Below are 23,031 nucleotides of genomic sequence, written 5' to 3'. Positions count from 1 at the left end.
AGTTAATTCTGTTAACATTATGACAAGAAAACTACTCCCCCCTTTTTATGAACAACTTGCCCTGGTGCTTATTGGCATCATCTCCCTCAGTTACCTGGTAATATTAGGCAAAGAGATACTTGACCCGCTGATGTTCGGCTTTTTATTCGCGGTGCTTTTGCTGCCTGTGGCTAACTTTCTGGAACGGAAATTACACTTTCCGCGCAGCATATCATCCTTTTCGGCCATTATATTGTTTGTTGGATTTATTAGCCTGGTGGGTTACCTGGTGGGTTCGCAGGTATCATCCCTGGCATCAGACTGGCCCATGCTTAAAACACAGATCACCGAATCTATTGTAAACATACAGGGCTGGATAGAAAACTCTTTCCACATCAATACTGATAAACAGATGAACTATGTGCACGATACCACGCAAAAGATCATGGAATCGGGTACGGTAGTGCTGGGTACTACATTCGGCGCGGTATCATCATTGCTATTGTTCTATATTTTTATACTCATATTTACCTTCTTCATCCTTTTTTATCGCAGGCTGCTGCTGCGTTTTGTGGTACGTGTTTTTAGTGAGGATAACTCAACCGTGGTGATGGATATTGTGGAGAATATACAAAAAATATTACGCCAGTATATTGTAGGCCTGATACTGGAGATGGTGGTAGTTGCGGGTATAACCTGTGCTGTTTTCTGGATATTCAACATAAAATACGCCGTACTGCTTGGCATATTGGTAGGCTTGTTTAACATTATACCCTACATTGGTATTTTCACCGCGTTATTGCTTAGCACCGTAGTTACTTTTGCTACTGGCAGCATACAGCAAACCGTAACGGTAGCAGTATCAGTAATAGGCATTCACGCGCTGGATGCCAACGTGTTGCTGCCCATTATTGTTGGCTCAAAAGTACGGCTTAACGCGCTGATCACCTTTATTGGTATTATTGTGGGCGAGATGATATGGGGGCTGTCGGGTATGTTCCTTTCTATCCCCGTGATCGCCATTTTTAAGATCATATTTGACCGCGTGCCAAGCCTGAAGCCTTGGGGCTACCTGCTTGGTGGTGAATATGAGTATGAAGACAAAGCCCAAAAAGAAATGAAAACCGAATAATAGCTTGCTTTGATGTAATTTCGCACATCAACACAACTATGCTATGCACGGTAAATTTTTAAGCTTATTAACCCTACTCCTGGTATTATCTGTATCAACGTCAGCGCAAAAAAAGGCACGCTCTTTCAACATTGTACCGCTTGGTGTAAAGGGTGGTATTGACGAAAGTAACCTATCGGCCTATATGGTTGGTGCCGCTGGCAGCAACAACTATTTATGTATGGATGCGGGTACCCTGCATTATGGTATTGAAAAAGCGGTAAGCAAGCATACCTTTAATGTACCTGCCGAAACGGTGCTAAGGCAATATATCAAGGGCTATTTTATTTCGCATGCGCATTTGGATCATGTTTCGGGACTAATCATCAACTCTCCGGAGGATAGTACCAAGAGCATTTACGGCCTGGCATCGTGCCTCGAAACTATCAAAACGCATTACTTTACCTGGGATAGCTGGGCCAATTTTGCCGACGAGGGCGAAAAACCGGCACTCAAAAAATACTCATATAAACCTATGGAACCGGGTAAACCGGTGTCTGTTGAGGGTACCGGGCTAAACGTGCAGGTATTTCCGCTCAGCCACTCCAACCTTACAGGGGCGGCTTACCTGGTAAAAAACAATGATGCCTATCTGCTTTATTTGGGCGATACCGGGCCTGATGAGGTAGAAAAAAGCACAAAACTGCGTGAGCTGTGGCAAGCCGTTGCTCCGCTGATTACCAAAGGGCAGTTAAAGGCCGTTATGATCGAAGTATCATACCCGAATGAGCAGCCCGATAAAAGCCTGTTCGGGCACCTCACGCCCAAATGGCTGATGAAGGAAATGCAGGTATTGCAAAGCTTTACCGGCGAGGGCAAGCTTAAAGGCTTTAACCTGGTAATTACCCACATTAAACCTCCGCAAAAAAACATTAACAAGCTAAAGCAGCAGCTTAAACAGCAAAACACATTAGGCTTGAATTTGATATTCCCGCAGCAGGGCAAGCGTTTACAATTTTAGCTATTGCGTTTCGAGCAGATCGACACAATTTTTAGATAATGCGCCGAGGCTTGCCTTTACTCCGGCTAAGCCAGCGGCATCATTCATCTTTTTATAAAGTGAGGTAATAGTATTCATGGTATCCTCATTCGGGTCGCAGGCCTGAGCTTTTTCCAGGTGGGCTATCGCCTTTTTTACCGTAGCGATGTGCGCCCACCGGGTGTCGGTAGTTGAATTGGCCTTAACTTTCTTCTCGTTATCCTCGGCCTCCTTTACATAAATATAACCCAACGCCAAATGTGCTACATAAAAGTTAGGCACATGGGCCACTACTCTTTCGTAATACACTTTAGCTTCGGCCGGTTGCCTTTCTTCGTAGAGCTTACCTAAAATATTATAGTAATTGATACGGGCTTTGGGCGGCAGGGCGGCGGTATCAGCCATTATCTGTTCGGCCACGCGTTCGGCATTATCGGTATTACCTTCAAACATGGCCATGTTAAGGTCGAGGTAACTATCAAAAACAGCGGCGCTATCAACTGTTTGCGCTTTAGCAAAAATGCTGCACATCAGTATGGCCACACAAAACATTACTTTTTTAAGCACGATAAATGTTTAACGGTTTATATTTAAATATAGTGCTATTACGCTAACCAACAAGTATTTTTAAATTTTAAACAGGCTTAGTCATCTTTACGGAAGCGAACAGTACATGTAACGAAACCGAACGCTTTTTGAGCATCAAATCAATCGCAAATAACTGAATTATAGCAATTTAACAACATGGCATATTATTAGCATTATTTGCAGCACTGACCACCTGAAAACACAATTTTAAAAAAAACATATTATCAGCCATTACCATGATAACACATTACCTCAAAATAGCTTTTCGCAATATGCAGAAGCAAAAAATGTACGCGGCAATTAACATTGGCGGCTTCGCTATCGGCATTGCCGCGTGTATTTTAATTTCGCTCTATATACGTAACGAAACCAGTTACGATCAGGATAACATTAATAAGAACGATGTTTACCGTGTGGTTGGTGAAATAAAACTACAGGGTACCTTGTTTCGTGGCATCAGCTTCCAGCCACCTATGTCAAAAGCGTTGGTGAATGATTTTCCGGAGGTAAAAAAAGCCGGCCGCATACTTCACAGCAAACTTTTTGGTGGCACCGAAAATCAGATACGCCGCACTGATCAGGCCAACAACACATTCGAGAATGGCTTTTGCTTTGCAGACACATCAGTACTTGATATACTTGATGTACAAATGGTTTATGGCAATAAACTAACCGCGTTAAACAATCCTAACTCGGTGGTGCTGAACAAAAGCATGGCCGATAAATATTTTCCCGGTCAAAACCCGATAGGCAAGGCCTTAATATTTAATAATAACACCAGCGTACCGCTTGTTGTCGGCGGCGTAATGCGAGATTTCCCAAACAACTCGCACATGCAGTTCAGGGGGTTTATATCATTAAAAGGACTTAATTTTTGGGATGGCGAACAGGATAGCTGGTATGCAAGCAACTATGGTATTTATTTGCAGATGAACCCCGGGGTGAATGTTGCCGCGTTCAATAAAAAAATGACCAGTGGCATCCTTGATAAGTATGTTATCCCATCCATGAAGGAAAATGGGCGCAGTAATGTGGATGAAATCAGAAAAAATGCCAAACTATACCTGCAGCCACTAACCGATATTCACCTTAACTCATACAATATTGATGAAAACGATATAAAACATGGCGATATACGTTTTATATGGCTTTTTGCAGGCATTGCCGGCTTTATACTGGTACTGGCCTGTATCAACTTTCTTAACCTGTCCACAGCGCGCTCAGCCAATCGTGCCCGCGAGGTAGGCGTGCGCAAGGTAATCGGCTCAACTCGTGCCAACCTGATCCGGCAGTTTCTTACCGAATCATTATTGTACAGCTTTTTCTCGTTTGTGTTGGGTATCGTGCTTGTTTCGGCAGTGATGCCTGTATTTAACAAAGTTGCCGGTACACAGCTTAACGTACCCTGGATGGAATGGTGGTTACTGCCTGCCTTAACAGCAAGCGCCATCGTTATCGGTTTAATTGCAGGCATTTACCCCGCCTTTTACTTGTCCTACTTTAAGCCGGCCACCACCCTGAAAGGCGCATTGAGCATGGGCAGCCGCAACTCGGGCTTACGCAGCGGGCTGGTTATATTCCAGTTTACGGTATCTATCGTACTAATTATCGGCACGGCTGTTATTTTTAAGCAGATGCAATATATTCTTAATTCAAAAATAGGTTTTGATAAAGAGCAGGTAGTAACCATTGAGGGAGCTGATGCCCTTGGCCCGCAAACGGCATCGTTTAAAAGTGAATTGCTTAATCTTCCGTTTATAAAAAATGTAACCGTTAGTGATTATTTGCCCGTTAGTGGAACCAAGCGTAACGGCAATTCCTTTTTTAAGGAAGGCCGTGAAAAAGAAGACGCGCCAATACGTACCCAACACTGGGTTATTGATGAAAATTACCTGGCTACAATGGGCATGAAACTGGTAGCAGGCCGCAATTTTCGTACAGATATGCCTACCGACTCGCAGGCCACCATTATTAACCAGGCCATGGTTAAGCAGTTAGGCTATAAAGATCCGCTGGGCAAAATAATTACCAACGGCCCCGAACACCTGAGGATTATTGGCGTAATTGATGACTTTAACTACGAATCAATAAAACAACAGGTTGACCCTATGGTGATGATATTAGGCAACAGCAACAGCATGGTAGCCATCAAACTAAAAAGTGCTGACATGAGCACCTCCCTTGCCGCCATAAAAGATGTGTGGAAAAAGTTTCAGCCACACCAAACCATGCGGTACAACTTTTTAGATGAGAGCTATGCCGCCATGTACCGTGACGTGCAGAGCACCCAGTACATTTTTACCGGCTTTTCAATACTCGCTATTGTGGTGGCCTGCCTTGGCTTGTTTGCCCTGGCTGCCTTTATGGCCGAGCAGCGCAGCAAGGAGGTAAGCATACGCAAGGTGCTGGGGGCATCTGTAACCAACCTGTTCGCGTTGCTTACAGGCAACTTCCTGAAACTGGTATTAATATCGCTGGTTATTGCCATACCTATTGGCTGGCTGGCCATGAACAAATGGCTGGAAGATTATGTGTACCGCATTAATTTAAGCTGGGATATCTTTGCCATATCGGGCATTATCGTGATCATTATTGCCCTGGTAACCGTTTGCTGGCAGGCAGTGAGCGCGGCACTTGTAAACCCGATTAAAAATCTCCGGTCCGAATAATAAATAATCAATCTACCCAAACCCCTTAACAACAAAGGCATTTACCACTTGGTAAATGCCTTTGTTTTATATCAAAATAGTATGCTTAGCTTTTTATAATGGCGTATAAATACTCGTCCATCACCTCCCCGTTTTTGGTAATGGCTGATCGCAGCACGGCTTCGAGGATATAACCCGCCTTTTCGAGCACCCGCTGCGATGCCTTGTTATGTGCAAACACACCCGCGAATACACGGATAAGGCCAATGTTAAAAGCATATTCTGTCAGCAATTTAACAGCGGTAGTGGCGTAGCCTTTACCCCAGTAAGGTTCACCTATCCAATAGCCAACTTCGGCACTGTTACGGTGAATATCTGTTTTTACAGTTATGCCGCCAACGCCAATAAATTCATCATCCTCAAATATACCAAACACATGGGGTATGTTACCTTGCACCGCGGCATCAATAAATTCCTCGGCATCAGTAACGGTGTACGGGTGCGGAAAGATATCGCGCAGGTTACGGGCAATATTCGCGTTGTCGGCAAGCAATTGCAGCCGCTCCGCAGGCACATTATCAAATCCCCATAATTTTAGCATCGGCTTATTTTTTCTCCAGGTAATCGGTTATCTCGAATGATATATCGTTATATGGAATATCGCGTTTCAATATCTTCCAGTTTCCATCTAAAAGGTAGTAAGTAGGTACCCGGCTTATACCCCAGGCCTCAACGTTCTTTGATTCATTACCTTTCAGATCCGAAAATTGCGGCCATTTCATGGCATCTTCCTTAATGGCTTTCAGCCAATACTCCTTGTTTTCATCAAGGTCAATACTGATGATACCAAAGGCCTTATCATTATTTACCTGGAAGAAAAGCTTACTATTCATTTGCAGGTGGTTTTGCCTGCTAACCTCGTTACCGGCACGCCAAAAATCAATCAGGATTATCTTTTTCCCCGCGAATGCTTTACGGTCAAAGGCCTTACCGCTGGCATCGGTACCATAAATATCGGGGGCGGTTTGTCCGGCTTCAAGCTTGGCCAAACCGGCAAGTTTAGCGCCTATCTCTTTACCTTCTTCGGTATTTTTAGCTTCGTCGCTCAGTTTATTATATAGCGCGAAATAACGTACAGCGTCATCCTTATATTCCACATTTTTAATAAAGTGTGCCGCTATGGTACTTTTAGGATATTTTTCGATAAACTTTTCAATAACCGTAGCCTCAACCGCGGTTTGTTGCTGCTGCAAATCCTTCAGCTTGTCAACCCTTGCCAGGTAAGCGGTACCTTCAAGGCTTTTACCAGCGCTGCTTTTTAAAAAGGCGCGTTCTTCCTTTACCTTTTGTGCAATGCCTGCAACCAGTTCATCCGCAAGTGTGTAATAGGCGGATAACTCGTTCTGTATCTTTGATTCGGTTTTGATCTTCGGATACTTGGTCAGGTCGGTACCGTTTACCTCGATGCTGTATTTACCATCCTCCAGGTAAACCTCATAAGGTATATGGGTTATTTTGGTATCGAGCATATTGGTAACCTTAACGCGGTAATAACCGGCATATCCCAGTATTTCGTTCACCTTGAACTTTCCGTCAACAATATTGTCGCCGTAAACAGGTTTGTTCAATACATCAACAATACCAAAAACGCCGTTTTTAATACCGGGGGCCGTACCCTCGATCTCTATCCGGTCGGCACGGTTACAACCTGCCGCCAGTACTGTAATAAGTAATAGGTATATATACTTCATGTTATAAAATATGTGCGGGCGAATATACCGCTATGCCCTCAAAAATGCAGCATTCAATATAGTGCTTAGATTGTTTCTAAATAACTTATATACCCCCATATTGTGTGAACCATTTGTAATGTTTTAGTATTTAATAGATACTTTTGCCGGGAAATAATCTAAAATTTTATAATGAGCGAATTTAAACAAACCTTTAACTCGTCGCTGGGCAAGAAGCTGATCATGGCTTTAACAGGCTTGTTTTTGTGTACTTTCCTAATTGTTCACCTTAGCGGTAACCTTGCATTGTTCAAACATGATAACGGCCAGGCATTTAACGCCTACGCCAACTTCATGACGCATTTTCCGCCTATCAGGGTGGTATCGTACCTGCTGTACCTTTCAATACTGGTGCACACAATTTATGCTATTGTTTTAACGGTTAGCAACCGTAAAGCCCGCCCTATCGGTTATGCTTCGGCAACAAAATCACCGGTTTCATGGTCATCAAAAAACATGGGTTTGCTGGGTTCAATCCTGCTGCTTTTCATTGTGATACACATGAAGGATTTTTGGTTTAAATACCACCAGGATGACTTTGCCGGTAAAAGCACAAACGTTATTCCGTTTAAGGAATACAAAACCGACCTGGTAACAGGCAAGCAGCTTTCAGCACGAGACCTGCCCCCGGGCGATTACAAGTACGCCATTTATACCGAAGGCAGTGTTGAAACCATGGTAGCTAAAGACCTTAACCAAACCGTTGAAGTGGCCTTTAAGCAATGGTGGTATGTGGCGTTTTATGTTATCGCGTTAGGTGCGCTATCATTCCACTTACTGCATGGCTTTCAAAGCGCGTTCCATACATTGGGCTGGGTTCACCGTAAATACAAACCTATCATTTACTTTATCGGTACATGGTTGTTCGCGGTGATCATTCCGCTTGGTTTCGCGGCAATGCCAGTTATATATTTTTTTTGTAGATAAGGTTTATTGTTGATATGATGGAGCCGCATGGCTTGTCAAAAATATAATTGTAAGAGATGACTTTAGATGCTAAGATTCCCCAGGGCCCTTTGGCCGAAAAATGGAGCAAGCATAAATTTAACCTGAAGCTGGTTAACCCGGCCAACAAGCGTAAGTACAACATTATTGTTGTAGGTACGGGTTTGGCAGGCGCATCGGCAGCGGCTACTTTGGCCGAGCTTGGATACAATGTTACCGCGTTTTGCTTTCAGGACAGCCCACGCCGTGCGCACTCTATTGCCGCACAGGGTGGTATAAACGCAGCAAAAAACTATCAAAACGACGGTGACAGCGTTTACCGTTTATTTTATGATACCATTAAAGGTGGTGATTACCGCGCCCGCGAGGCCAACGTTCACCGTTTGGCCGAGGTATCAGTAAATATTATTGACCAGTGCGTGGCACAGGGTGTACCTTTTGCACGCGAATACGGCGGTTTGCTTGATAACCGTTCATTTGGTGGCGCACAGGTATCACGTACCTTTTACGCCCGCGGCCAAACCGGACAGCAATTGCTTTTAGGTGCTTACTCGGCACTTAACCGCCAAATACACCATGGCAAAGTTAAAATGTATACCCGCCACGAAATGCTTGACGTGGTTGTGGTTGATGGCCAGGCTAAAGGTATTGTTACCCGTAACTTAAAAACCGGCGAAATTGATACACATGCAGGCCATGCAGTATTGTTATGTACCGGCGGTTACAGCAACGTGTTCTACCTGTCAACCAACGCTATCGGCTCAAACGTAACCGCGGCCTGGAGGGCACATAAACGCGGTGCTTTCTTCGCTAACCCTTGCTATACGCAAATTCACCCCACCTGTATCCCGGTTACCGGCGATCATCAGTCAAAGCTTACGCTGATGTCTGAATCGTTACGTAATGACGGACGCGTATGGGCGCCAAAAACGGTTGAGATTGCCGAGCAGTTACGCTCAGGTAAATTAAAAGCCAGCGATATTAAGGAGGACGACCGCGACTACTTCCTTGAAAGAAAATACCCTGCCTTTGGTAACCTTGTACCGCGCGACGTGGCATCACGTAACGCGAAAGAGTTAGCCGATGAAGGCAAAGGTGTAGGCGCATCAGGCTTTGCCGTATTTCTTGACTTTGCCGACGCTATTAAGCGCTTAGGACAGGAAACGGTTGCTGCCAAATATGGTAACCTGTTTGACATGTATGCGCAGATCACTGCTGAAGATCCATATACCCAGCCAATGCGTATTTACCCTGCGGTACACTACACCATGGGTGGCCTTTGGGTTGATTATAACCTGAGCACTAACGTACCGGGCCTGTATGCTTTAGGCGAGTGTAACTTCTCTGATCACGGCGCTAACCGCCTTGGTGCTTCGGCACTGATGCAGGGCCTGTCTGACGGGTACTTCGTTATCCCTTATACTCTGGGTGATTACCTGGCTACCATCGGCCCTAAAGCGGTTGATAAAACCCACCCTGCTTTTGAACAAACCAAACAGGATGCTATTGCACATATAAACAAATTACTGGCCTTAAAAGGTAATAAAACAGTAGTTGAATATCACCGAGAACTTGGCCACATTATGTGGGAGTACTGCGGTATGGCACGCACCGAAGAAGGTTTGACCAAAGCTAAAGGCCTGATACAGGCACTTAAAGCCGACTTCTGGAAAAACGCTATCGTAACAGGCGAGAACGAGGAGATAAACGCCGCGCTTGAAAGGGCGGGCCGTGTAGCCGACTTTATTGAACTTGGCGAACTGATGGTTGACGATGCGCTGATGCGCAGGGAATCATGCGGTGGCCACTTCCGCCTTGAATCGCAAACCGAAGAAGGCGAAGCCTTGCGAGACGACGAGAACTTCGCATTTGCGGCAGCCTGGGAATTTAAAGGTGAAAACCAACCCGAGGAGCTGCACAAAGAGGAGCTGATATTTGAAAATGTTAAATTGACACAGAGGAGCTATAAGTAAGATTTGAGGAGCAAGAATCATAGACAAGAAATTTAAACTCCTATCCTGATTCTCAAATCTAATATCTCACATCTCATATCTAAATAAAGATGAGTAACGGAAATATGAACCTGACGCTTAAAGTATGGCGCCAAAAAAATGCACAAACCTCGGGTAAGTTTGTGACCTACAAGGCTGAGAGTATTTCAGAAGACATGTCATTCCTTGAAATGCTTGACGTGGTGAACGAAAGCCTTACCAAAAAAGGTGAAGAACCTATTTACTTTGACCACGATTGCCGCGAGGGCATCTGCGGTATGTGCTCGCTTTATATTAACGGCCGTCCGCATGGCCCTAAGCGCGCTATTACCACCTGCCAACTGCACATGCGCTCTTTTAAAGATGGCGAAACCATCACTATAGAGCCCTGGCGTGCCGCTGCTTTCCCGGTAATTAAGGATTTAGCGGTTGACCGTTCGGCTTTTGACCGTATACAGCAAGCCGGTGGTTACGTATCCATCAACACGGGCGGCGTGCCTGATGCCAACGAGATACCTATCCCTAAAGTTATAGCCGACGAGGCTTTCAACTCAGCTACCTGTATAGGTTGCGGCGCTTGTGTTGCTGCATGTAAAAATGCTTCGGCCATGTTGTTCGTATCAGCTAAGGTATCGCAATTAGGTATGTTGCCTCAGGGCCAGCCTGAGCGCTGGAGCCGCGTACAATCAATGGTAGCGCAAATGGACGAGGAAGGTTTTGGCAACTGTACCAACACCGGTGCCTGCGAGGCTGAGTGCCCTAAGGAGATCAGCCTTACCAACATTGGCCGCATGAACAATGATTTTTTCAGCGCCAAACTATTCAGGGAAGAAGGTGTGCACGATCACGCACAATAATATTTATAACGCTTACAGCTTTAAAGCGCCTCTTTTACAAGAGGCGCTTTTTTTATGGTGAAATTTTGATGAAAAAGTTTACTCAGAGCTACAGGTTGTTCATTTAACCATACATTAATTAAATGTTAAAATATGATTAATATCATCATAAACAACATTTTACATAATACGGTATAGCGTTTGAACTAATGGTGGCATATATAAATAATATTAAATATTATAAATTCTATCATTTACAATTATGAAAATGTTTAACAAAATCAAAAACACCAAACTTTTATCACTGTCATTCATCTTACTTGCAACTGTATCTTTAACATCATGTGATAAAAATGATGATGAAAACGTTGATGCGGATAGCGCTTCAGTACGTATAACCAATGCCGTTGAAGGTTCATTATCGCAGGAAGTATATATTGGCGGTACTAAACTGAATACTTCAGCAGTGGCTTACGGAGAAACATCAAACTACATAGAAACAGCATCAGGCGATAACAAAGCCGTACAGTTCCGCAACGTGGGTTCATCATCTGCCAATGTATCATTCAATGTTGATTTGGACGATGACGATCATTACAGCTTATATTATGCAGGTAATACCAATGCTAAAACTTACGTTGTAGCAAAAGATGACAGAAAAGCGCCATCATCAGGCAAAGCTAAAGTACGTTTTATTCACCTGGCATCAGCAGTGCAAAACAATGTTGATTTGGGCTTTAGTGCTACCGAAAAATTGTTTACAGGTGTAGCTTATAAAGCAATAACAGCTTATAAGGAAATTGATGCCAACACTCAATTATTTTTATATGCTGCCGGTCAGGCCAATGTTGTACTTGACCTGGATACTAAAGTACAAGCAGGTAAAATCTATACTATCTATGTATCAGGTTCAACTGCAATTACATTAAAATACCATGTAATAGCTGAAAATTAATCAGTATTATTTTTATAAAAACTAAAGCCATTGGGATGACCAATGGCTTTTTTTATTTAAAAGCCCCAAACTAAATTTTACTATTTATTAATTTTTGCGTGACTTATTAAATATTTCACAACTATACATGAATATAATTATAAAAAAGTAAAGAAACTATTGCCAACTATGCCAATAACTTTATAAATTACCATACTTAATTACACAGATCTAAAAAACAACGCAAGCGTATCGGGCATTTTATGGAGGAATCGGCATATTTTAATAAATACAATCCCATAAATGGTGTTTGGGACGAAATGTACGGAGAAAACAGCAACGTGCGCGACCATTACCGCAAGGTGATCGATTATATTTCGCGCGAGTCTGCCGATGATCTGAATAAAAAAGAAGAACTGGCCAAAAGGCTGTTCATGAGCCAGGGCATTACCTTTACTGTTTACAATAGCGGCGAGGGGATCGAAAAAATATTTCCGTTCGATATCATTCCGCGCATTATAACAGCGCCCGAATGGGCCTTTGTTGAAAGGGGCATCAAGCAACGGTTAACAGCCCTCAACCTGTTTTTAAAGGATGTTTATAGTAACCAGTTCATTATCAAGGATGGCATTATCCCGATAGAAGTGATCTACTCGTGCCCGCATTTTTTGCGCGAGATGTACAACCTGCAGGTTCCGCATGATATTTACATCCATATTTCGGGTATTGACCTGATACGTGATTACGACGGTACTTTTTATGTACTTGAAGATAACCTGCGTACGCCATCGGGCGTGAGTTACATGCTCGAGAACAGGGAGATCACCAAACGCTTATTTCCTGATCTGTTGCCGCAGTGCGGCGTTCGCAGCGTAACCGAATATCCATCCATATTATACAAAAACCTGCTGGCCTTATCGCCAAGGCAAATACATAACCCTACCATTGTACTGCTTAGTCCGGGTATTTATAACTCGGCCTACTTTGAGCATACCACCCTTGCCCGCTTAATGGGCGTGGAGTTGGTAGAGGGGCGCGATCTGGTGGTAAACAACCACAAGGTATACATGAAAACCACCACCGGCCTGCAACAGGTTGATGTTATTTACCGCCGTGTTGATGATGACTACCTCGATCCGCTGGTGTTCAACCCATCAAGCATGTTAGGTGTAGCCGGCATTATGGGTGCATACCGCAAAGGCAATGTGGCTATAGTAAATGCTATAGGTAACGGCGTAGCCGATGATAAGGCTGTTTACGCCTACGTGCCCGACATGATAAAATATTACCTTAACGAGGAGCCGATACTTAAAAACGTACCCACCTACCAGTTAGGCAACCGCGACGAGCGGGAACACGTGTTTGGCAACATCAACAAAATGGTGGTGAAACGCACTAACGGCAGCGGCGGCTATGGTATGCTGATGGGCCATGCTTCAACCGAGCAGGAGATCGATGAATACAAACAGGAGATCATTAAAAACCCGCGTGATTTTATAGCGCAGCCAACCATCAACCTGTCGGCAGCACCGTGTTACATGCAGGGCGAGCTTACCCCCCGCCGTATTGACCTGCGGCCATACGCGCTGTTTGGCCCAAGCGGTATCGAGATAGTACCCGGTGGCTTAACAAGGGTAGCCCTTAAAGAAGGTTCCTTAGTGGTAAACAGCTCGCAGGGGGGCGGCAGTAAGGATACATGGGTGTTAGCGTAAGCCCCCCGACCCCCTAAAGGGGGAGTTGATGAAAAGATTTTTAATTATAACAGAATAAAATATATACCCCCTTTAGGGGGCTTGGGGGCCAAAGATGTTAAGTAGAGTAGCAGCAAGTTTTTATTGGTTAAGCCGTTACATTGAGCGTAGCGACGGTATATTACGTATGCTCAAAATAAATTATGCTTCATCACAGGATACCATACAGGAGTTTACCTGGGAACCGGTGGTGCGTCTTTTTGCCGGGCTGGATGACGAGGAAGCTCAAAAGCTGGAGAATGATACCCGCGCGGTGTTAAAGTACATGGTAACGGGCAAAACCAATCCAAACAGCATATGGAATATTATAACCCACGCCCGCGAGAATGCCCGCAGCGTGCAGGAACATATTACCAAGGACCTTTGGCAATGCCTTAACGAGTATTACCATGCTGTAAAGGATAGCCGCCTGGAGCGCGCCTTGCAGCGCGAAGACCCGATAGGTATATTGGATGTACTGATAAAACAGGTAATGCTTTATTACGGCACTGTTGAAATTACCATGGAGCGCGGCGAAGGGCGCAGCTTTATGAACATAGGTAAATACCTGGAAAGGGCCATACAGTCGGTTGATATACTGGATATGAAATTTGTATCCATAAATGATAACCCCGACTTGCTTACCGATACCAGCTACTGGAAACATCTGCTGCTATCATTAGGCGGATATGAGCTCTACCTTAAAAGCTACCGTGAGGGTTTTGAGGCCGAGAACGTATTGGAACAGGTGGTTTTAAATAATGATTTTCCGCGTTCGGTTATCTACTCGGTAAATAATATACAGCGCTATTTTGATCGGTTAAAGAATGATAACAACCTGGAGAATTTCCGCGAAATGTCATTCCAGATCGGTCGTTTGCAAAGCCGCATTAAATACAACTCGGTACGCAGCATCAGGCAGGAAGGGCTGCATACCTTTTTAACGCAGATACGCAGCGAACTTTACGGCATAGGTAACGCCATGAATGAGTATTATTTTGCCAACTCCTAAAAACAGTACATTATGCCCGAATTTGAGATACAACACACCACCCGTTATATTTACGAAGGAACCGTGCGCGACAGCGCCAACCAGATCATCCTCTACCCTATTGTTGATGATTACCAGGAAGTGGTACGGCAGGAAGTTACCGTTACAGGTAACCCCAACATTGATGTACATACCGATTACTTTGGCAACCAGATAGGCAGCTTTACCTATACCGATCCGCATAACGTAATGCTGATCAACTCGCGTGTGCTGGTAGCAACCAAACATCGCACCCTGCCGGTAAATGATATTTTTCCATCGCACCAATGGGAAGACCTGAAGCGCCTGCAAAGCGTAGTACCCTATATAGATTTTTTAAAGCAGGAGTATTTTGACGGACTGAGCGAATTGCAGGAAGTGGTAAATACCGAGCGTAAGAGCGATGATACCCCATACCAGATAGTACTGCGCTTTTGCCAGTACGTGTTTGATAATTTTGAGTACATAAAAGGTGTAACCACCGTTGATACCAAGCTTGACCAGATATGGAAAATGAAACAGGGCGTTTGCCAGGATTTTGCCCATATTTTAATTGAGATGCTGCGTATATTGCAGATACCTGCCCGTTATGTAAGTGGCTACATTTGCACCAACAGCAACGGTATGCGCGGCGAAGGCGCTACCCATGCCTGGGTTGAGGCCTATATACCTGACTATGGCTGGCTGGGTATTGACCCAACCAACAACTGCATAGCTAATGACACCCATGTTCGTTTGGCTGTTGGCCGTAACTTTTCGGATTGTTCGCCGGTTAAAGGCGTTTATAAGGGTTCATCAAATCATAAGCTTAGCGTAACCGTATCAGTAGATCAGGAAGCCCTGCCGGACAATCAGCACCAGGTTATTGAAGTACCTATAGCCGACCAGGTAACTGAATTTACCAAGAACAGCTATCAGCGCTATATGGAAATGATACAGATGCAGCAGCAACAACAGCAGCAACAGCAGGAGAAGCAATTACAGCAATAAGCTTTAAACTTTTTTAACCTCGGCCAAAAGCTCATCAACCTTTGGGGCTTTGGCAAATGCCTTTACCAGCTTGCCATTTTTGTCATACAATATGGTGAACGGCGTTTGGGCTATTTGGTAATACTTTTGTACCGGCATATCGTAGCCCTCGGTGCCTACTTTAAAGTTGGGTTGTTTGGCCAGTTCAAACTCCTTATAAAAGGGTTTAAGCGATTCATATTTTGTCCAGGTAACCAATACCACCTGCACTTTGGCAAGCTGTTTAAATTGCGGCTTCAGTTCCTTCATCAAATCATGGCAATGGCCGCAATCGGGCGCGAAATATATCAGCAGCACGGGCTTGCCGGGTTTTAAGTCTTTATAGCTGAAATACGTACTATCAGTAGTCAGTATCTTAAAGGGTGCCAGCTTTTCGGTATTGCGTATAGGTGCCTGTTCGGTATTGGTGTTTTCAGTATTATTATTTTTAGCCTGGATGCAGCCAATGGCGGCAACCACTACAAGTGTTACGTATATTAATTTCTTCATCATCCTGTTAAATTAAGCCTCCAGTATCTCTATCTGCCAGGCAATATGTTCCTCTGTTACCGGAAATAACGCTCCATCGCGTATGGTGTGATATACCGCCTTAAACAAATTTTTATAATCCCCTTTTTTTGATGGAACCATCTCTGTTAATTTATCTCCGTTCTCGTCAAATGTAACCAATTTGCCCTCGCTGCCATCAGGCTCAATGCCGTAGGCGGCATCGGTTGGCATCATCCCGGCATTAAGCTGGTCTTCCTGAACATCGGTACGCGGCTTAACAAAGCTGCCCAGTGTACCATGCACCACAAAGGCAGGTAAATGTTCGGCAATAAGCAAACCGGCGGTGAGGTATACATTAACCTGGTTAGGATATTTAAGGTGCAAATTAATATAATCATCAACCTGCGAGCCCTTACGATAGCTGCCCGTAGTTTTATGCCAGCTAAGCGGGCGGCCAAAAAGCGCTATGGCATTATCCAGTAGGTGCGGACCAAGGTCATACGATATACCGTTGGCCACCATATCCTTACTTTCCTTAAACGTTTTTGGGCCGATTGCCGCGCGGTACCTGTCAAACCTGAAATGCACTTCGATCAGATCACCCAGTCGGCCGCTTTCAATCACTTCCTTTACGGACAGAAAGCCGCTATCCCAACGTCGGTTTTGGTAAACCAGTAAATTAAGCCCTTTACTGTGGGCGAGGTCAAACATCTCCTTCACCTCGGCGGTAGTAGCCGCGGCCGGTTTTTCAAGCAGCACATGCTTGCCTGCGTTAAGCGCCCGTTTTGCCAAATCATAGTGCGTATAATTTGGGGTATTGATCACCACCAGCTCTATTTCCCTGTCGTTCAGCAATTCATCAATAGCATTATAGCTGATGATGTCAGGATAATACTCCTGTGCTTTTTTTTGATTGCGTTCAACAACGGCTTTCAGCCTGAAATTTTCGCTGGTGTTTAAAAACGGCGCGTGGAACACCCTGCCCGACATGCCGAAAGCCATTAAACCGGCTACTATAGGTGATGACATAATGCAATATTACAAATTTTAGTACTGCTGTTCCGTCTGTAAAAAGCAAAAAAGCGGCAAACATGATGCTTGCCGCTTTTTTACCTTCAAAATATCGCAATGGATTATTTGAGCTTATCTTTAATAGCCTTGATGTGCTCCTGGTGAGCTTTAAGCTTTGGCAATGTTTCGGTAGCGAAAGCTTTTAAGTCAGCATCTTTGGCGTCTTTTGAACCTTCTTCAAATAATGATACGGCTTTGTCGTGGTCTTTCACCATTTGGTCAACATAAGCTTTGTCAAATTCAGCACCGGCTTTAGTTGACAGGTCAGCAGCAACTTTTTGCTCTTCCTCACCTACTACAGCGGGCAGGGTAATGTTTTTAACGGTAGCTAATGCTTTCAATTTTTCGTTAGCTGCGCTGTGATCTTTAATCATAGCTTGTGCAAACGCTTTAACATCAGCATTAGTTGATTTTTTTGTAGCTAATTCAGACAAAGCTACTTCGGCCATACCTGCATTAGCTGCTTCGGTAGAGAATTTTGAATCTTCATCGGCAATGGTACCGCTGTCAGCCGCTGATGCGCTTGTGCTTGTGTCGGTATTAGTGTTCAGGCTGTCGGCTGTTTCAACGGCATCTTTGCTGCCCGAGTTTTGACAGGCCTGAAAAGTGAAAGCGCCAAGCGCCATCATCATTACTAAACTTAGTTTTTTCATGGTAGTATATGTTATTTGCTAATAGTTAACAATATTTATACCATTGCTTACTGTAACCGCATTTAATTTTTGCGAAACACCTGCATAGTGTTTTTTAAAGCCAAAGTTTTTTTATTTTTGGGCACATTTAAATATTAACTGAAATGGAATTTCCGGCCGAATTAAAATACACTAAAGACCACGAGTGGATAAAAGTTGAAGGTGACCAAGCTATTATTGGCATTACTGAATTTGCACAAGGCGAACTGGGCGACATTGTATATGTTGACATTAACACCGTTGGTGAAGAAGTGGCTAAAGAAGGAGTTTTTGGCACCATTGAGGCTGTTAAAACCGTGTCAGACCTGTTTATCCCGGTTACAGGTACCGTTAGCGAAGTTAACCCGGCTTTAGATAGCCAGCCTGAACTGGTGAACAGCGATCCTTATGGTGAAGGCTGGATAGTAAAGATCACTCCTGCTGACATTGCCGACATTGACGGCCTTTTATCAGCCGATGAATATAAAAGCCTGGTAGGCGCTTAATGAGCACTATGCTAAAAAATTATTGGCCCGCTATTTTGTGGGCCTTTTTTATTTTATTCATCTGCGATGTTAAGATGGGCGGCGTAAGCCACTCGCCCACCTTTTTTGAGGGGTTTGATAAACTGGTACACTGCGGCCTGTTTTTTACGATGACGGTTTTATACAGTAGCGGCTATGTAAAGCACAACAAAAAAAGAGGCTTATCCGTATTAACAGCAGTGCTGATCGTACTTGCAATGGTTGCTTTTGGCGGTGCCATTGAACTATTACAGAAATACATTTTTACCTGGCGCAGTGCGGATTGGAATGATCTGTTTGCTGATACGGTAGGCATCTGTATGGCAATGTTCAGCATATTGGTTACCAGTAACGCAATAAAATATGCAAAAAATTAAGTTACACATCGTAGCGCTGGTCTGTGCCTCGCTCCTGCTGTCATCATGCGGTATATTTAAAAAGGATTGCAATTGCCCGCATTTTGGCTACGCACAAGGCAAAACATTACGTCATCCATAGATCATTATAAAAAGATTATCTCCGCTAAGCGCCAGCTTATTTGGATCGGGTATAAATAAGGCTATATTTGCAGGGTTAATTTATACTAATGATGGATCTATCGCAGCTTGAAGTTGGCCAAACCGGCATAGTAAAGGAGTTTACCGATCTTGAAATGTCGGTAAAATTGATGGAGATGGGTTGCCTGCCCGGCGAAACTGTAAAAGTTACCCGTGTTGCCCCGCTTGGCGATCCGATAGCGATAACTGTTTCAGGCTACCAGCTCAGCCTCCGCAAACTGGAAGCGTCAACCATCATTTTACAATAGTTTTTCAGGATTTGAAAGCCGATATACGCGTAGCATTAGCCGGAAACCCCAATACAGGTAAATCAAGCCTTTTTAACGTACTTACCGGTTTAAACCAAAAAATAGGCAACTTTCCGGGTGTTACGGTTGATAAAAAAATGGGCTTTATGCAACTGCCCGACGGCCGCCAGGCCGAAGTGGTGGATTTGCCCGGCACCTACAGCCTTTACCCTAAAAGCAAGGATGAATCCATTGTATTTTCGGTTTTGGCCGATAAGATAGACACAGCCCGCCCCGATTTGGTGGTTGTTGTTTTAGATGCTACCAACCTTAAACGTAATCTGTTACTATATACCCAGATAGCCGACCTTAAAATACCGGTTATTATCGCTCTCAACATGATGGATATGGCGCGTACATCGGCCATACAAATTGATGTTGAGCAATTCTCAAAAAAACTGGGCGTACCTGTGGTACCCATGGCCGTGCGCAAAGGCGAAGGCGTTACCGAGCTAAAACAGGCCATTGCCTATGCCAACAAGGTTGCCCTGCAACCTGATAGTATTGATGTTAATGTTTTCGCGCCCGGGCTTATCGGGCAGATCAGCAATGAGCTACAGGTTGATAACCCCTATCTGGCCTTGCAACTGGCACACCAGCATGAACACCTGCGTTACTTATCAGCCGAGCAAAGTGAGCGTATTGAAACGCTGGAGCAGGAGCACGCCTTCCACTCGCAAAAAGCACAGGCTGCCGAAACTGTTGCCCGCTACAATTTCATCAATGATTTGCTGTACGATACGGTTAAAACGCCCGAAGCCGCGCAGCACGAAAGTTTCAGCAACCGGATAGATCATATATTAACGCATAAAGTATGGGGCTTTATCATCTTTATGGGGATATTGCTGTTCATATTCCAGTCCATATTCGCATGGTCATCCTACCCGATGGATCTTATTGAAGCCTCTTTTGTTTGGGCCGAGGATGTAATGCGCAACCTGCTGCCCGAAGGGCCGCTGGCCAGCCTGCTTATTGACGGCGTTTTGGCCGGCTTGAGCGGCGTGCTGGTTTTCATCCCCCAAATTGCTATCCTTTTCGCTTTCATATCCATACTTGAAGATACGGGCTACATGTCTCGCGTAACCTTTATGATGGATAAGCTGATGCGCAAGGTAGGCCTGAGCGGCAAATCGGTAGTGCCGCTTATTGGTGGTTTTGCCTGCGCTGTACCATCCATTATGGGTACCCGTACCATCGAGAACTGGAAGGACAGGATGATCACCATTATGGTTACCCCGCTGGTAGCCTGCTCGGCACGCTTGCCGGTTTATACCTTGCTTATTGCTTTGGTTGTACCCGATAAGTCGGTTTGGGGCATATTTAATATGCAGGGCCTGGTGCTTACGGCCATTTATGTATTCAGTTTGGTATCGGCTATTATTGTGGCATTCGTGTTGAAATTCATCCTGAAGGTGCGTGAGCGTGGTTACTTTATTATGGAGCTGCCCGTTTACCGTATGCCAAGGTGGAAAAACGTGATCTTCGCGATGTATGATCGCTCCAAAGCATTCGTAATTCAGGCAGGTAAAGTAATCATCGCTGTATCCATCGTACTTTGGGTATTGGCATCATACGGGCCGGGCAACAAGTTTGAGCAGATAGAACAGAAATACAGCAGCACCGAATTCAAAATAACCAACAGCCCTGAAGAGCTTAACCGCGTCATCGCCTCAGAGAAATTAGAAAGCTCGTACGCCGGTATGCTGGGCCATGCCATTGAGCCGGTGATAAAGCCTTTGGGTTACGATTGGAAGATCGGCATAGCCATAATTACCTCATTTGCCGCGCGCGAGGTTTTTGTGGGCACCATGGCTACCATTTATAGTGTAGAGGGCGATACGGACGACATACAATCGGTACAACAAAAAATGGGCAACGCCCGTAACCCCGAAACCGGGCTGCCGGTATTTACGCTGGCCACGGCATTTTCGCTCATGATGTTTTACGCCTTTGCCATGCAATGCGCCAGTACGGTTGCCGTTGTATACCGCGAAACCAAAAGCTGGAAGTGGCCTGCCATACAATTCGCCTACATGGCGGTGCTTGCTTACGGGGTAGCCTTTATTACCTACCAGCTTTTAAAATAGGCAGTTGGTTAGTATCTTTGCACACAGAGGTTACCTTTGGATAAAATACAAATTCTTGCCCGTTACATGCCGCCTGATGCCGCGCCGCTTATTGGCCGGTGGATAGATTATTTTAAATGCGAGTTCAAAATATCGCGCGGGCGCAGCAGTAAGTTTGGTGATTACCGCGCCCCGTTTGATGGTAAGGGCCACCGCATATCTATCAACTATAATTTAAACCCCTACGCGTTTTTGGTAACTACCGTGCACGAGTTTGCGCACCTGCACACCTGGAACGAGCACAAGCACAAGGCCAAGCCCCACGGCACCGAGTGGAAGAACAATTTTAAGAAGATGATGCAGCCTTTTTTTGAGAAGGACGTATTTCCGCCGGATGTTAAGCAGGCTATTGTGAAGTATCTGAATAATCCGGCCGCTTCAAGCTGTTCTGATCTTAACCTGTACCGTTCGCTGCGCTTGTATGATGCTCCGCAGGAATCCATCCACACCGTCGAAAAAATACCCGCCAATACCCTGTTCAAACTAAAAGATGGCCGTGTATTTCAAAAAGGCGAAAAGCTGCGCAAGCGCTACAAATGCGTAGAAGTAGCTACCAAACGCATTTACCTGTTCAGTCCCGTTGCCGAGGTGGAAGTACTACCCGCAGATCAGTAGGTTTTTATTTATCATACTGTAGCGTTATCATTCGGCGCTGCGTAATGGCTTTAAAACCTGCTATTATGTTTAAAAAAGCTTTGCTAATTGTATTTGTAGCTGCTACAATGTTATCATGCGGTAAAAAGAACGTATCTACCTGCCAGGATAAAGTTTGTACCGAAGAATTTGCCATGATACTGATGCTATTTAAGGACAAAGATGGCCCGGTAAAATCCCTCAGCAAGCTAACTGTAATCAATAAACGCACAAACCAACCTGTTGACCGTGGCTCGGCTGCCACTATAAATACCACGCCGGGCTATTACCTGATCATAGACGACCGTTCAACCAAGGGACTATCCGAAAGCGGGGATGATATCCTGATCACCGCGACAGACAGCACCGGCACCCAAACCAAAACAGCCATTATAAAAGTTGCGGGCGGCGCGTGCGCCTGTCATATCAAAAAACTCTCCGGCCCGGATGAGTTGCAGTTTAACTAAACAAGAACTATTATCTATAAATAGCGTTTAATTGTTGTGAAGGCCCGACCTTAATAAGCCGGGCCATTTTTTAATCAATCTTTTTATTTACAATGACCAAGTTACCTGTAATGCTTTTGGCCATACTGGCTATCAACACCTGTAATCAATCCGAAGAAAAATGCCCCGATAAACCCTGCACCATGATGTTTGCAAGCGTACCGGTTACGTACAATAAAACGGTTAAGGATTTTAAGGCTGTTAACCTGCGCAGCGGTCAAAACCTTACCCGTAAGGATCAAACCACCGGCACAACCTTTACTATTGTTGATGATGCCGACCGAAAAAAACTGACGGAAGGCGGTGATGATATTGAGCTTACCGCAACCGATAGCGCAACCAACATTACCCGTAAGGATACCGTAAAAATATCGGGCGGTAAATGCGCCTGCCACGTGGAGCGTGTATCAGGCCCTACCGAGATCAGCTTTAAGTAACATCGGCGTTAAGGGTTGCTAAAGTTTTTCAATATCCGTTAATTTGAGGTAGGCCGGCGCTAAGCATCGGCTTACCAATT

23 protein-coding genes are annotated in these 23,031 nt (G+C 44.6%); 17 read left to right on the top strand and 6 right to left on the bottom strand.

Annotated elements, in window-relative coordinates:
• The first annotated feature begins 19 nt into the window (after window positions 1-19).
• Both LJ707_RS07775 and LJ707_RS07770 read left to right on the top strand, forming a co-directional pair.
• Complete coding sequence (locus LJ707_RS07775) at window positions 20-1,111, top strand: AI-2E family transporter (protein ID WP_228950243.1); 1,092 nt, start codon at window positions 20-22, stop codon at window positions 1,109-1,111.
• 43 nt (window positions 1,112-1,154) lie between these two features.
• Complete coding sequence (locus LJ707_RS07770) at window positions 1,155-2,111, top strand: MBL fold metallo-hydrolase (RefSeq protein ID WP_228950242.1); 957 nt, start codon at window positions 1,155-1,157, stop codon at window positions 2,109-2,111.
• Here LJ707_RS07770 and LJ707_RS07765 read toward each other — a convergent pair whose 3' ends face one another.
• The gene (locus tag LJ707_RS07765) at window positions 2,112-2,696 is read right to left on the bottom strand and encodes a lipopolysaccharide assembly protein LapB (protein WP_228950241.1); all 585 of its coding nucleotides are present in this window, start codon (window positions 2,694-2,696) and stop codon (window positions 2,112-2,114) included.
• A 257-nt stretch (window positions 2,697-2,953) separates the two neighbouring features.
• On the opposite strand from LJ707_RS07765, the gene LJ707_RS07760 reads away from it, so the two are divergent.
• Complete coding sequence (locus tag LJ707_RS07760; protein WP_228950240.1) at window positions 2,954-5,386, top strand: ABC transporter permease; 2,433 nt, start codon at window positions 2,954-2,956, stop codon at window positions 5,384-5,386.
• A gap of 85 nt (window positions 5,387-5,471) precedes the next feature.
• On the opposite strand, the gene LJ707_RS07755 is transcribed toward LJ707_RS07760, so the two are convergent.
• Together LJ707_RS07755 and LJ707_RS07750 are read right to left on the bottom strand one after the other, a co-directional pair.
• The gene (locus LJ707_RS07755; protein WP_228950239.1) at window positions 5,472-5,966 is read right to left on the bottom strand and encodes a GNAT family N-acetyltransferase; all 495 of its coding nucleotides are present in this window, start codon (window positions 5,964-5,966) and stop codon (window positions 5,472-5,474) included.
• A gap of 4 nt (window positions 5,967-5,970) precedes the next feature.
• Window positions 5,971-7,116 carry a thioredoxin-like domain-containing protein gene (locus tag LJ707_RS07750; RefSeq protein WP_228950238.1) on the bottom strand — a complete coding sequence of 382 codons (1,146 nt, stop codon included), beginning with the start codon at window positions 7,114-7,116 and terminating at the stop codon, window positions 5,971-5,973.
• Between the two features lie 171 nt (window positions 7,117-7,287).
• Here LJ707_RS07750 and LJ707_RS07745 point away from each other — a divergent pair, with 171 nt between their 5' ends.
• The 7 genes from LJ707_RS07745 (at window position 7,288) to LJ707_RS07715 (ending at window position 15,611) form a co-directional block, all read left to right on the top strand.
• Window positions 7,288-8,082, top strand: coding sequence for a succinate dehydrogenase cytochrome b subunit (locus LJ707_RS07745; RefSeq protein WP_228950237.1), 795 nt, complete (start codon window positions 7,288-7,290; stop codon window positions 8,080-8,082).
• Window positions 8,083-8,138: 56 nt separating this feature from the next.
• Window positions 8,139-10,073 carry a fumarate reductase/succinate dehydrogenase flavoprotein subunit gene (locus tag LJ707_RS07740; RefSeq protein ID WP_228950236.1) on the top strand — a complete coding sequence of 645 codons (1,935 nt, stop codon included), beginning with the start codon at window positions 8,139-8,141 and terminating at the stop codon, window positions 10,071-10,073.
• Between the two features lie 89 nt (window positions 10,074-10,162).
• Window positions 10,163-10,948: a succinate dehydrogenase/fumarate reductase iron-sulfur subunit gene (locus LJ707_RS07735; RefSeq protein ID WP_228950235.1), complete on the top strand. Its 786-nt coding sequence runs from the start codon at window positions 10,163-10,165 to the stop codon at window positions 10,946-10,948.
• Between the two features lie 247 nt (window positions 10,949-11,195).
• Complete coding sequence (locus tag LJ707_RS07730) at window positions 11,196-11,882, top strand: DUF4397 domain-containing protein (RefSeq protein ID WP_228950234.1); 687 nt, start codon at window positions 11,196-11,198, stop codon at window positions 11,880-11,882.
• A 242-nt stretch (window positions 11,883-12,124) separates the two neighbouring features.
• Window positions 12,125-13,573 (top strand): circularly permuted type 2 ATP-grasp protein, encoded by a 1,449-nt coding sequence (locus tag LJ707_RS07725; RefSeq protein WP_228950233.1) that lies wholly within the window; start codon window positions 12,125-12,127, stop codon window positions 13,571-13,573.
• Window positions 13,574-13,667: 94 nt separating this feature from the next.
• Window positions 13,668-14,603, top strand: a complete 936-nt coding sequence (locus tag LJ707_RS07720) for an alpha-E domain-containing protein (protein ID WP_228950232.1) — start codon at window positions 13,668-13,670, stop codon at window positions 14,601-14,603.
• Window positions 14,604-14,615: 12 nt separating this feature from the next.
• Window positions 14,616-15,611 (top strand): transglutaminase family protein, encoded by a 996-nt coding sequence (locus tag LJ707_RS07715; protein ID WP_228950231.1) that lies wholly within the window; start codon window positions 14,616-14,618, stop codon window positions 15,609-15,611.
• Window positions 15,612-15,614: 3 nt separating this feature from the next.
• On the opposite strand, the gene LJ707_RS07710 is transcribed toward LJ707_RS07715, so the two are convergent.
• From LJ707_RS07710 to LJ707_RS07700, 3 genes are all read right to left on the bottom strand, one after another.
• Window positions 15,615-16,142: a redoxin domain-containing protein gene (locus LJ707_RS07710; protein ID WP_228950230.1), complete on the bottom strand. Its 528-nt coding sequence runs from the start codon at window positions 16,140-16,142 to the stop codon at window positions 15,615-15,617.
• Between the two features lie 9 nt (window positions 16,143-16,151).
• Window positions 16,152-17,168, bottom strand: a complete 1,017-nt coding sequence (locus LJ707_RS07705; RefSeq protein WP_228950229.1) for a Gfo/Idh/MocA family oxidoreductase — start codon at window positions 17,166-17,168, stop codon at window positions 16,152-16,154.
• A gap of 104 nt (window positions 17,169-17,272) precedes the next feature.
• A complete protein-coding gene (locus LJ707_RS07700) occupies window positions 17,273-17,863 on the bottom strand; it encodes a DUF4142 domain-containing protein (protein ID WP_228950228.1) in 591 nt (196 codons plus the stop codon).
• Window positions 17,864-18,006: 143 nt separating this feature from the next.
• Between LJ707_RS07700 and gcvH the strand changes: the two genes are divergently transcribed.
• The 7 genes from gcvH to LJ707_RS07665 all read left to right on the top strand — a co-directional run bounded on the left by gcvH (window position 18,007) and on the right by LJ707_RS07665 (window position 22,951).
• Complete coding sequence (gcvH, locus tag LJ707_RS07695) at window positions 18,007-18,387, top strand: glycine cleavage system protein GcvH (RefSeq protein ID WP_228950227.1); 381 nt, start codon at window positions 18,007-18,009, stop codon at window positions 18,385-18,387.
• 8 nt (window positions 18,388-18,395) lie between these two features.
• The gene (locus LJ707_RS07690) at window positions 18,396-18,782 is read left to right on the top strand and encodes a VanZ family protein (protein WP_228950226.1); all 387 of its coding nucleotides are present in this window, start codon (window positions 18,396-18,398) and stop codon (window positions 18,780-18,782) included.
• Window positions 18,783-18,994: 212 nt separating this feature from the next.
• Window positions 18,995-19,210 (top strand): ferrous iron transport protein A, encoded by a 216-nt coding sequence (locus tag LJ707_RS07685; protein WP_228950766.1) that lies wholly within the window; start codon window positions 18,995-18,997, stop codon window positions 19,208-19,210.
• Window positions 19,211-19,221: 11 nt separating this feature from the next.
• Window positions 19,222-21,336 (top strand): ferrous iron transport protein B, encoded by a 2,115-nt coding sequence (gene feoB / locus LJ707_RS07680; RefSeq protein ID WP_228950225.1) that lies wholly within the window; start codon window positions 19,222-19,224, stop codon window positions 21,334-21,336.
• 66 nt (window positions 21,337-21,402) lie between these two features.
• Entirely contained in the window at window positions 21,403-21,990 is a 588-nt protein-coding gene (locus LJ707_RS07675; RefSeq protein WP_370632393.1) for a SprT-like domain-containing protein, read from the top strand.
• Window positions 21,991-22,055: 65 nt separating this feature from the next.
• Complete coding sequence (locus tag LJ707_RS07670) at window positions 22,056-22,475, top strand: hypothetical protein (RefSeq protein WP_228950223.1); 420 nt, start codon at window positions 22,056-22,058, stop codon at window positions 22,473-22,475.
• Between the two features lie 92 nt (window positions 22,476-22,567).
• A complete protein-coding gene (locus LJ707_RS07665; protein ID WP_228950222.1) occupies window positions 22,568-22,951 on the top strand; it encodes a hypothetical protein in 384 nt (127 codons plus the stop codon).
• The last annotated feature ends 80 nt before the right edge of the window (window positions 22,952-23,031 follow it).

Origin of the sequence: Mucilaginibacter sp. UR6-1, from assembly GCF_020880975.1 — a bacterium.
In the GTDB taxonomy this organism is placed as follows: Bacteria; Bacteroidota; Bacteroidia; order Sphingobacteriales; family Sphingobacteriaceae; genus Mucilaginibacter.
This window is presented reverse-complemented; position numbering and strand designations above follow the sequence as displayed.

Excerpts from the sequence above, each read along its gene's own strand:
- LJ707_RS07735 (WP_228950235.1), top strand. The coding sequence starts at position 10,163 with ATGAGTAACGGAAATATGAACCTGACGCTTAAAGTATGGCGCCAAAAA.
- gcvH (WP_228950227.1), top strand. The coding sequence starts at position 18,007 with ATGGAATTTCCGGCCGAATTAAAATACACTAAAGACCACGAGTGGATA.
- LJ707_RS07710 (WP_228950230.1), bottom strand. The coding sequence starts at position 16,142 with ATGATGAAGAAATTAATATACGTAACACTTGTAGTGGTTGCCGCCATT.
- LJ707_RS07740 (WP_228950236.1), top strand. The coding sequence starts at position 8,139 with ATGACTTTAGATGCTAAGATTCCCCAGGGCCCTTTGGCCGAAAAATGG.
- LJ707_RS07730 (WP_228950234.1), top strand. The coding sequence starts at position 11,196 with ATGTTTAACAAAATCAAAAACACCAAACTTTTATCACTGTCATTCATC.
- LJ707_RS07705 (WP_228950229.1), bottom strand. The coding sequence starts at position 17,168 with ATGTCATCACCTATAGTAGCCGGTTTAATGGCTTTCGGCATGTCGGGC.
- LJ707_RS07685 (WP_228950766.1), top strand. The coding sequence starts at position 18,995 with ATGGATCTATCGCAGCTTGAAGTTGGCCAAACCGGCATAGTAAAGGAG.
- LJ707_RS07715 (WP_228950231.1), top strand. The coding sequence starts at position 14,616 with ATGCCCGAATTTGAGATACAACACACCACCCGTTATATTTACGAAGGA.
- LJ707_RS07690 (WP_228950226.1), top strand. The coding sequence starts at position 18,396 with ATGCTAAAAAATTATTGGCCCGCTATTTTGTGGGCCTTTTTTATTTTA.
- LJ707_RS07700 (WP_228950228.1), bottom strand. The coding sequence starts at position 17,863 with ATGAAAAAACTAAGTTTAGTAATGATGATGGCGCTTGGCGCTTTCACT.
- LJ707_RS07775 (WP_228950243.1), top strand. The coding sequence starts at position 20 with ATGACAAGAAAACTACTCCCCCCTTTTTATGAACAACTTGCCCTGGTG.
- LJ707_RS07760 (WP_228950240.1), top strand. The coding sequence starts at position 2,954 with ATGATAACACATTACCTCAAAATAGCTTTTCGCAATATGCAGAAGCAA.
- LJ707_RS07745 (WP_228950237.1), top strand. The coding sequence starts at position 7,288 with ATGAGCGAATTTAAACAAACCTTTAACTCGTCGCTGGGCAAGAAGCTG.
- LJ707_RS07725 (WP_228950233.1), top strand. The coding sequence starts at position 12,125 with ATGGAGGAATCGGCATATTTTAATAAATACAATCCCATAAATGGTGTT.
- LJ707_RS07665 (WP_228950222.1), top strand. The coding sequence starts at position 22,568 with ATGACCAAGTTACCTGTAATGCTTTTGGCCATACTGGCTATCAACACC.
- LJ707_RS07770 (WP_228950242.1), top strand. The coding sequence starts at position 1,155 with ATGCACGGTAAATTTTTAAGCTTATTAACCCTACTCCTGGTATTATCT.
- LJ707_RS07675 (WP_370632393.1), top strand. The coding sequence starts at position 21,403 with ATGCCGCCTGATGCCGCGCCGCTTATTGGCCGGTGGATAGATTATTTT.
- LJ707_RS07670 (WP_228950223.1), top strand. The coding sequence starts at position 22,056 with ATGTTTAAAAAAGCTTTGCTAATTGTATTTGTAGCTGCTACAATGTTA.
- LJ707_RS07755 (WP_228950239.1), bottom strand. The coding sequence starts at position 5,966 with ATGCTAAAATTATGGGGATTTGATAATGTGCCTGCGGAGCGGCTGCAA.
- LJ707_RS07750 (WP_228950238.1), bottom strand. The coding sequence starts at position 7,116 with ATGAAGTATATATACCTATTACTTATTACAGTACTGGCGGCAGGTTGT.
- LJ707_RS07720 (WP_228950232.1), top strand. The coding sequence starts at position 13,668 with ATGTTAAGTAGAGTAGCAGCAAGTTTTTATTGGTTAAGCCGTTACATT.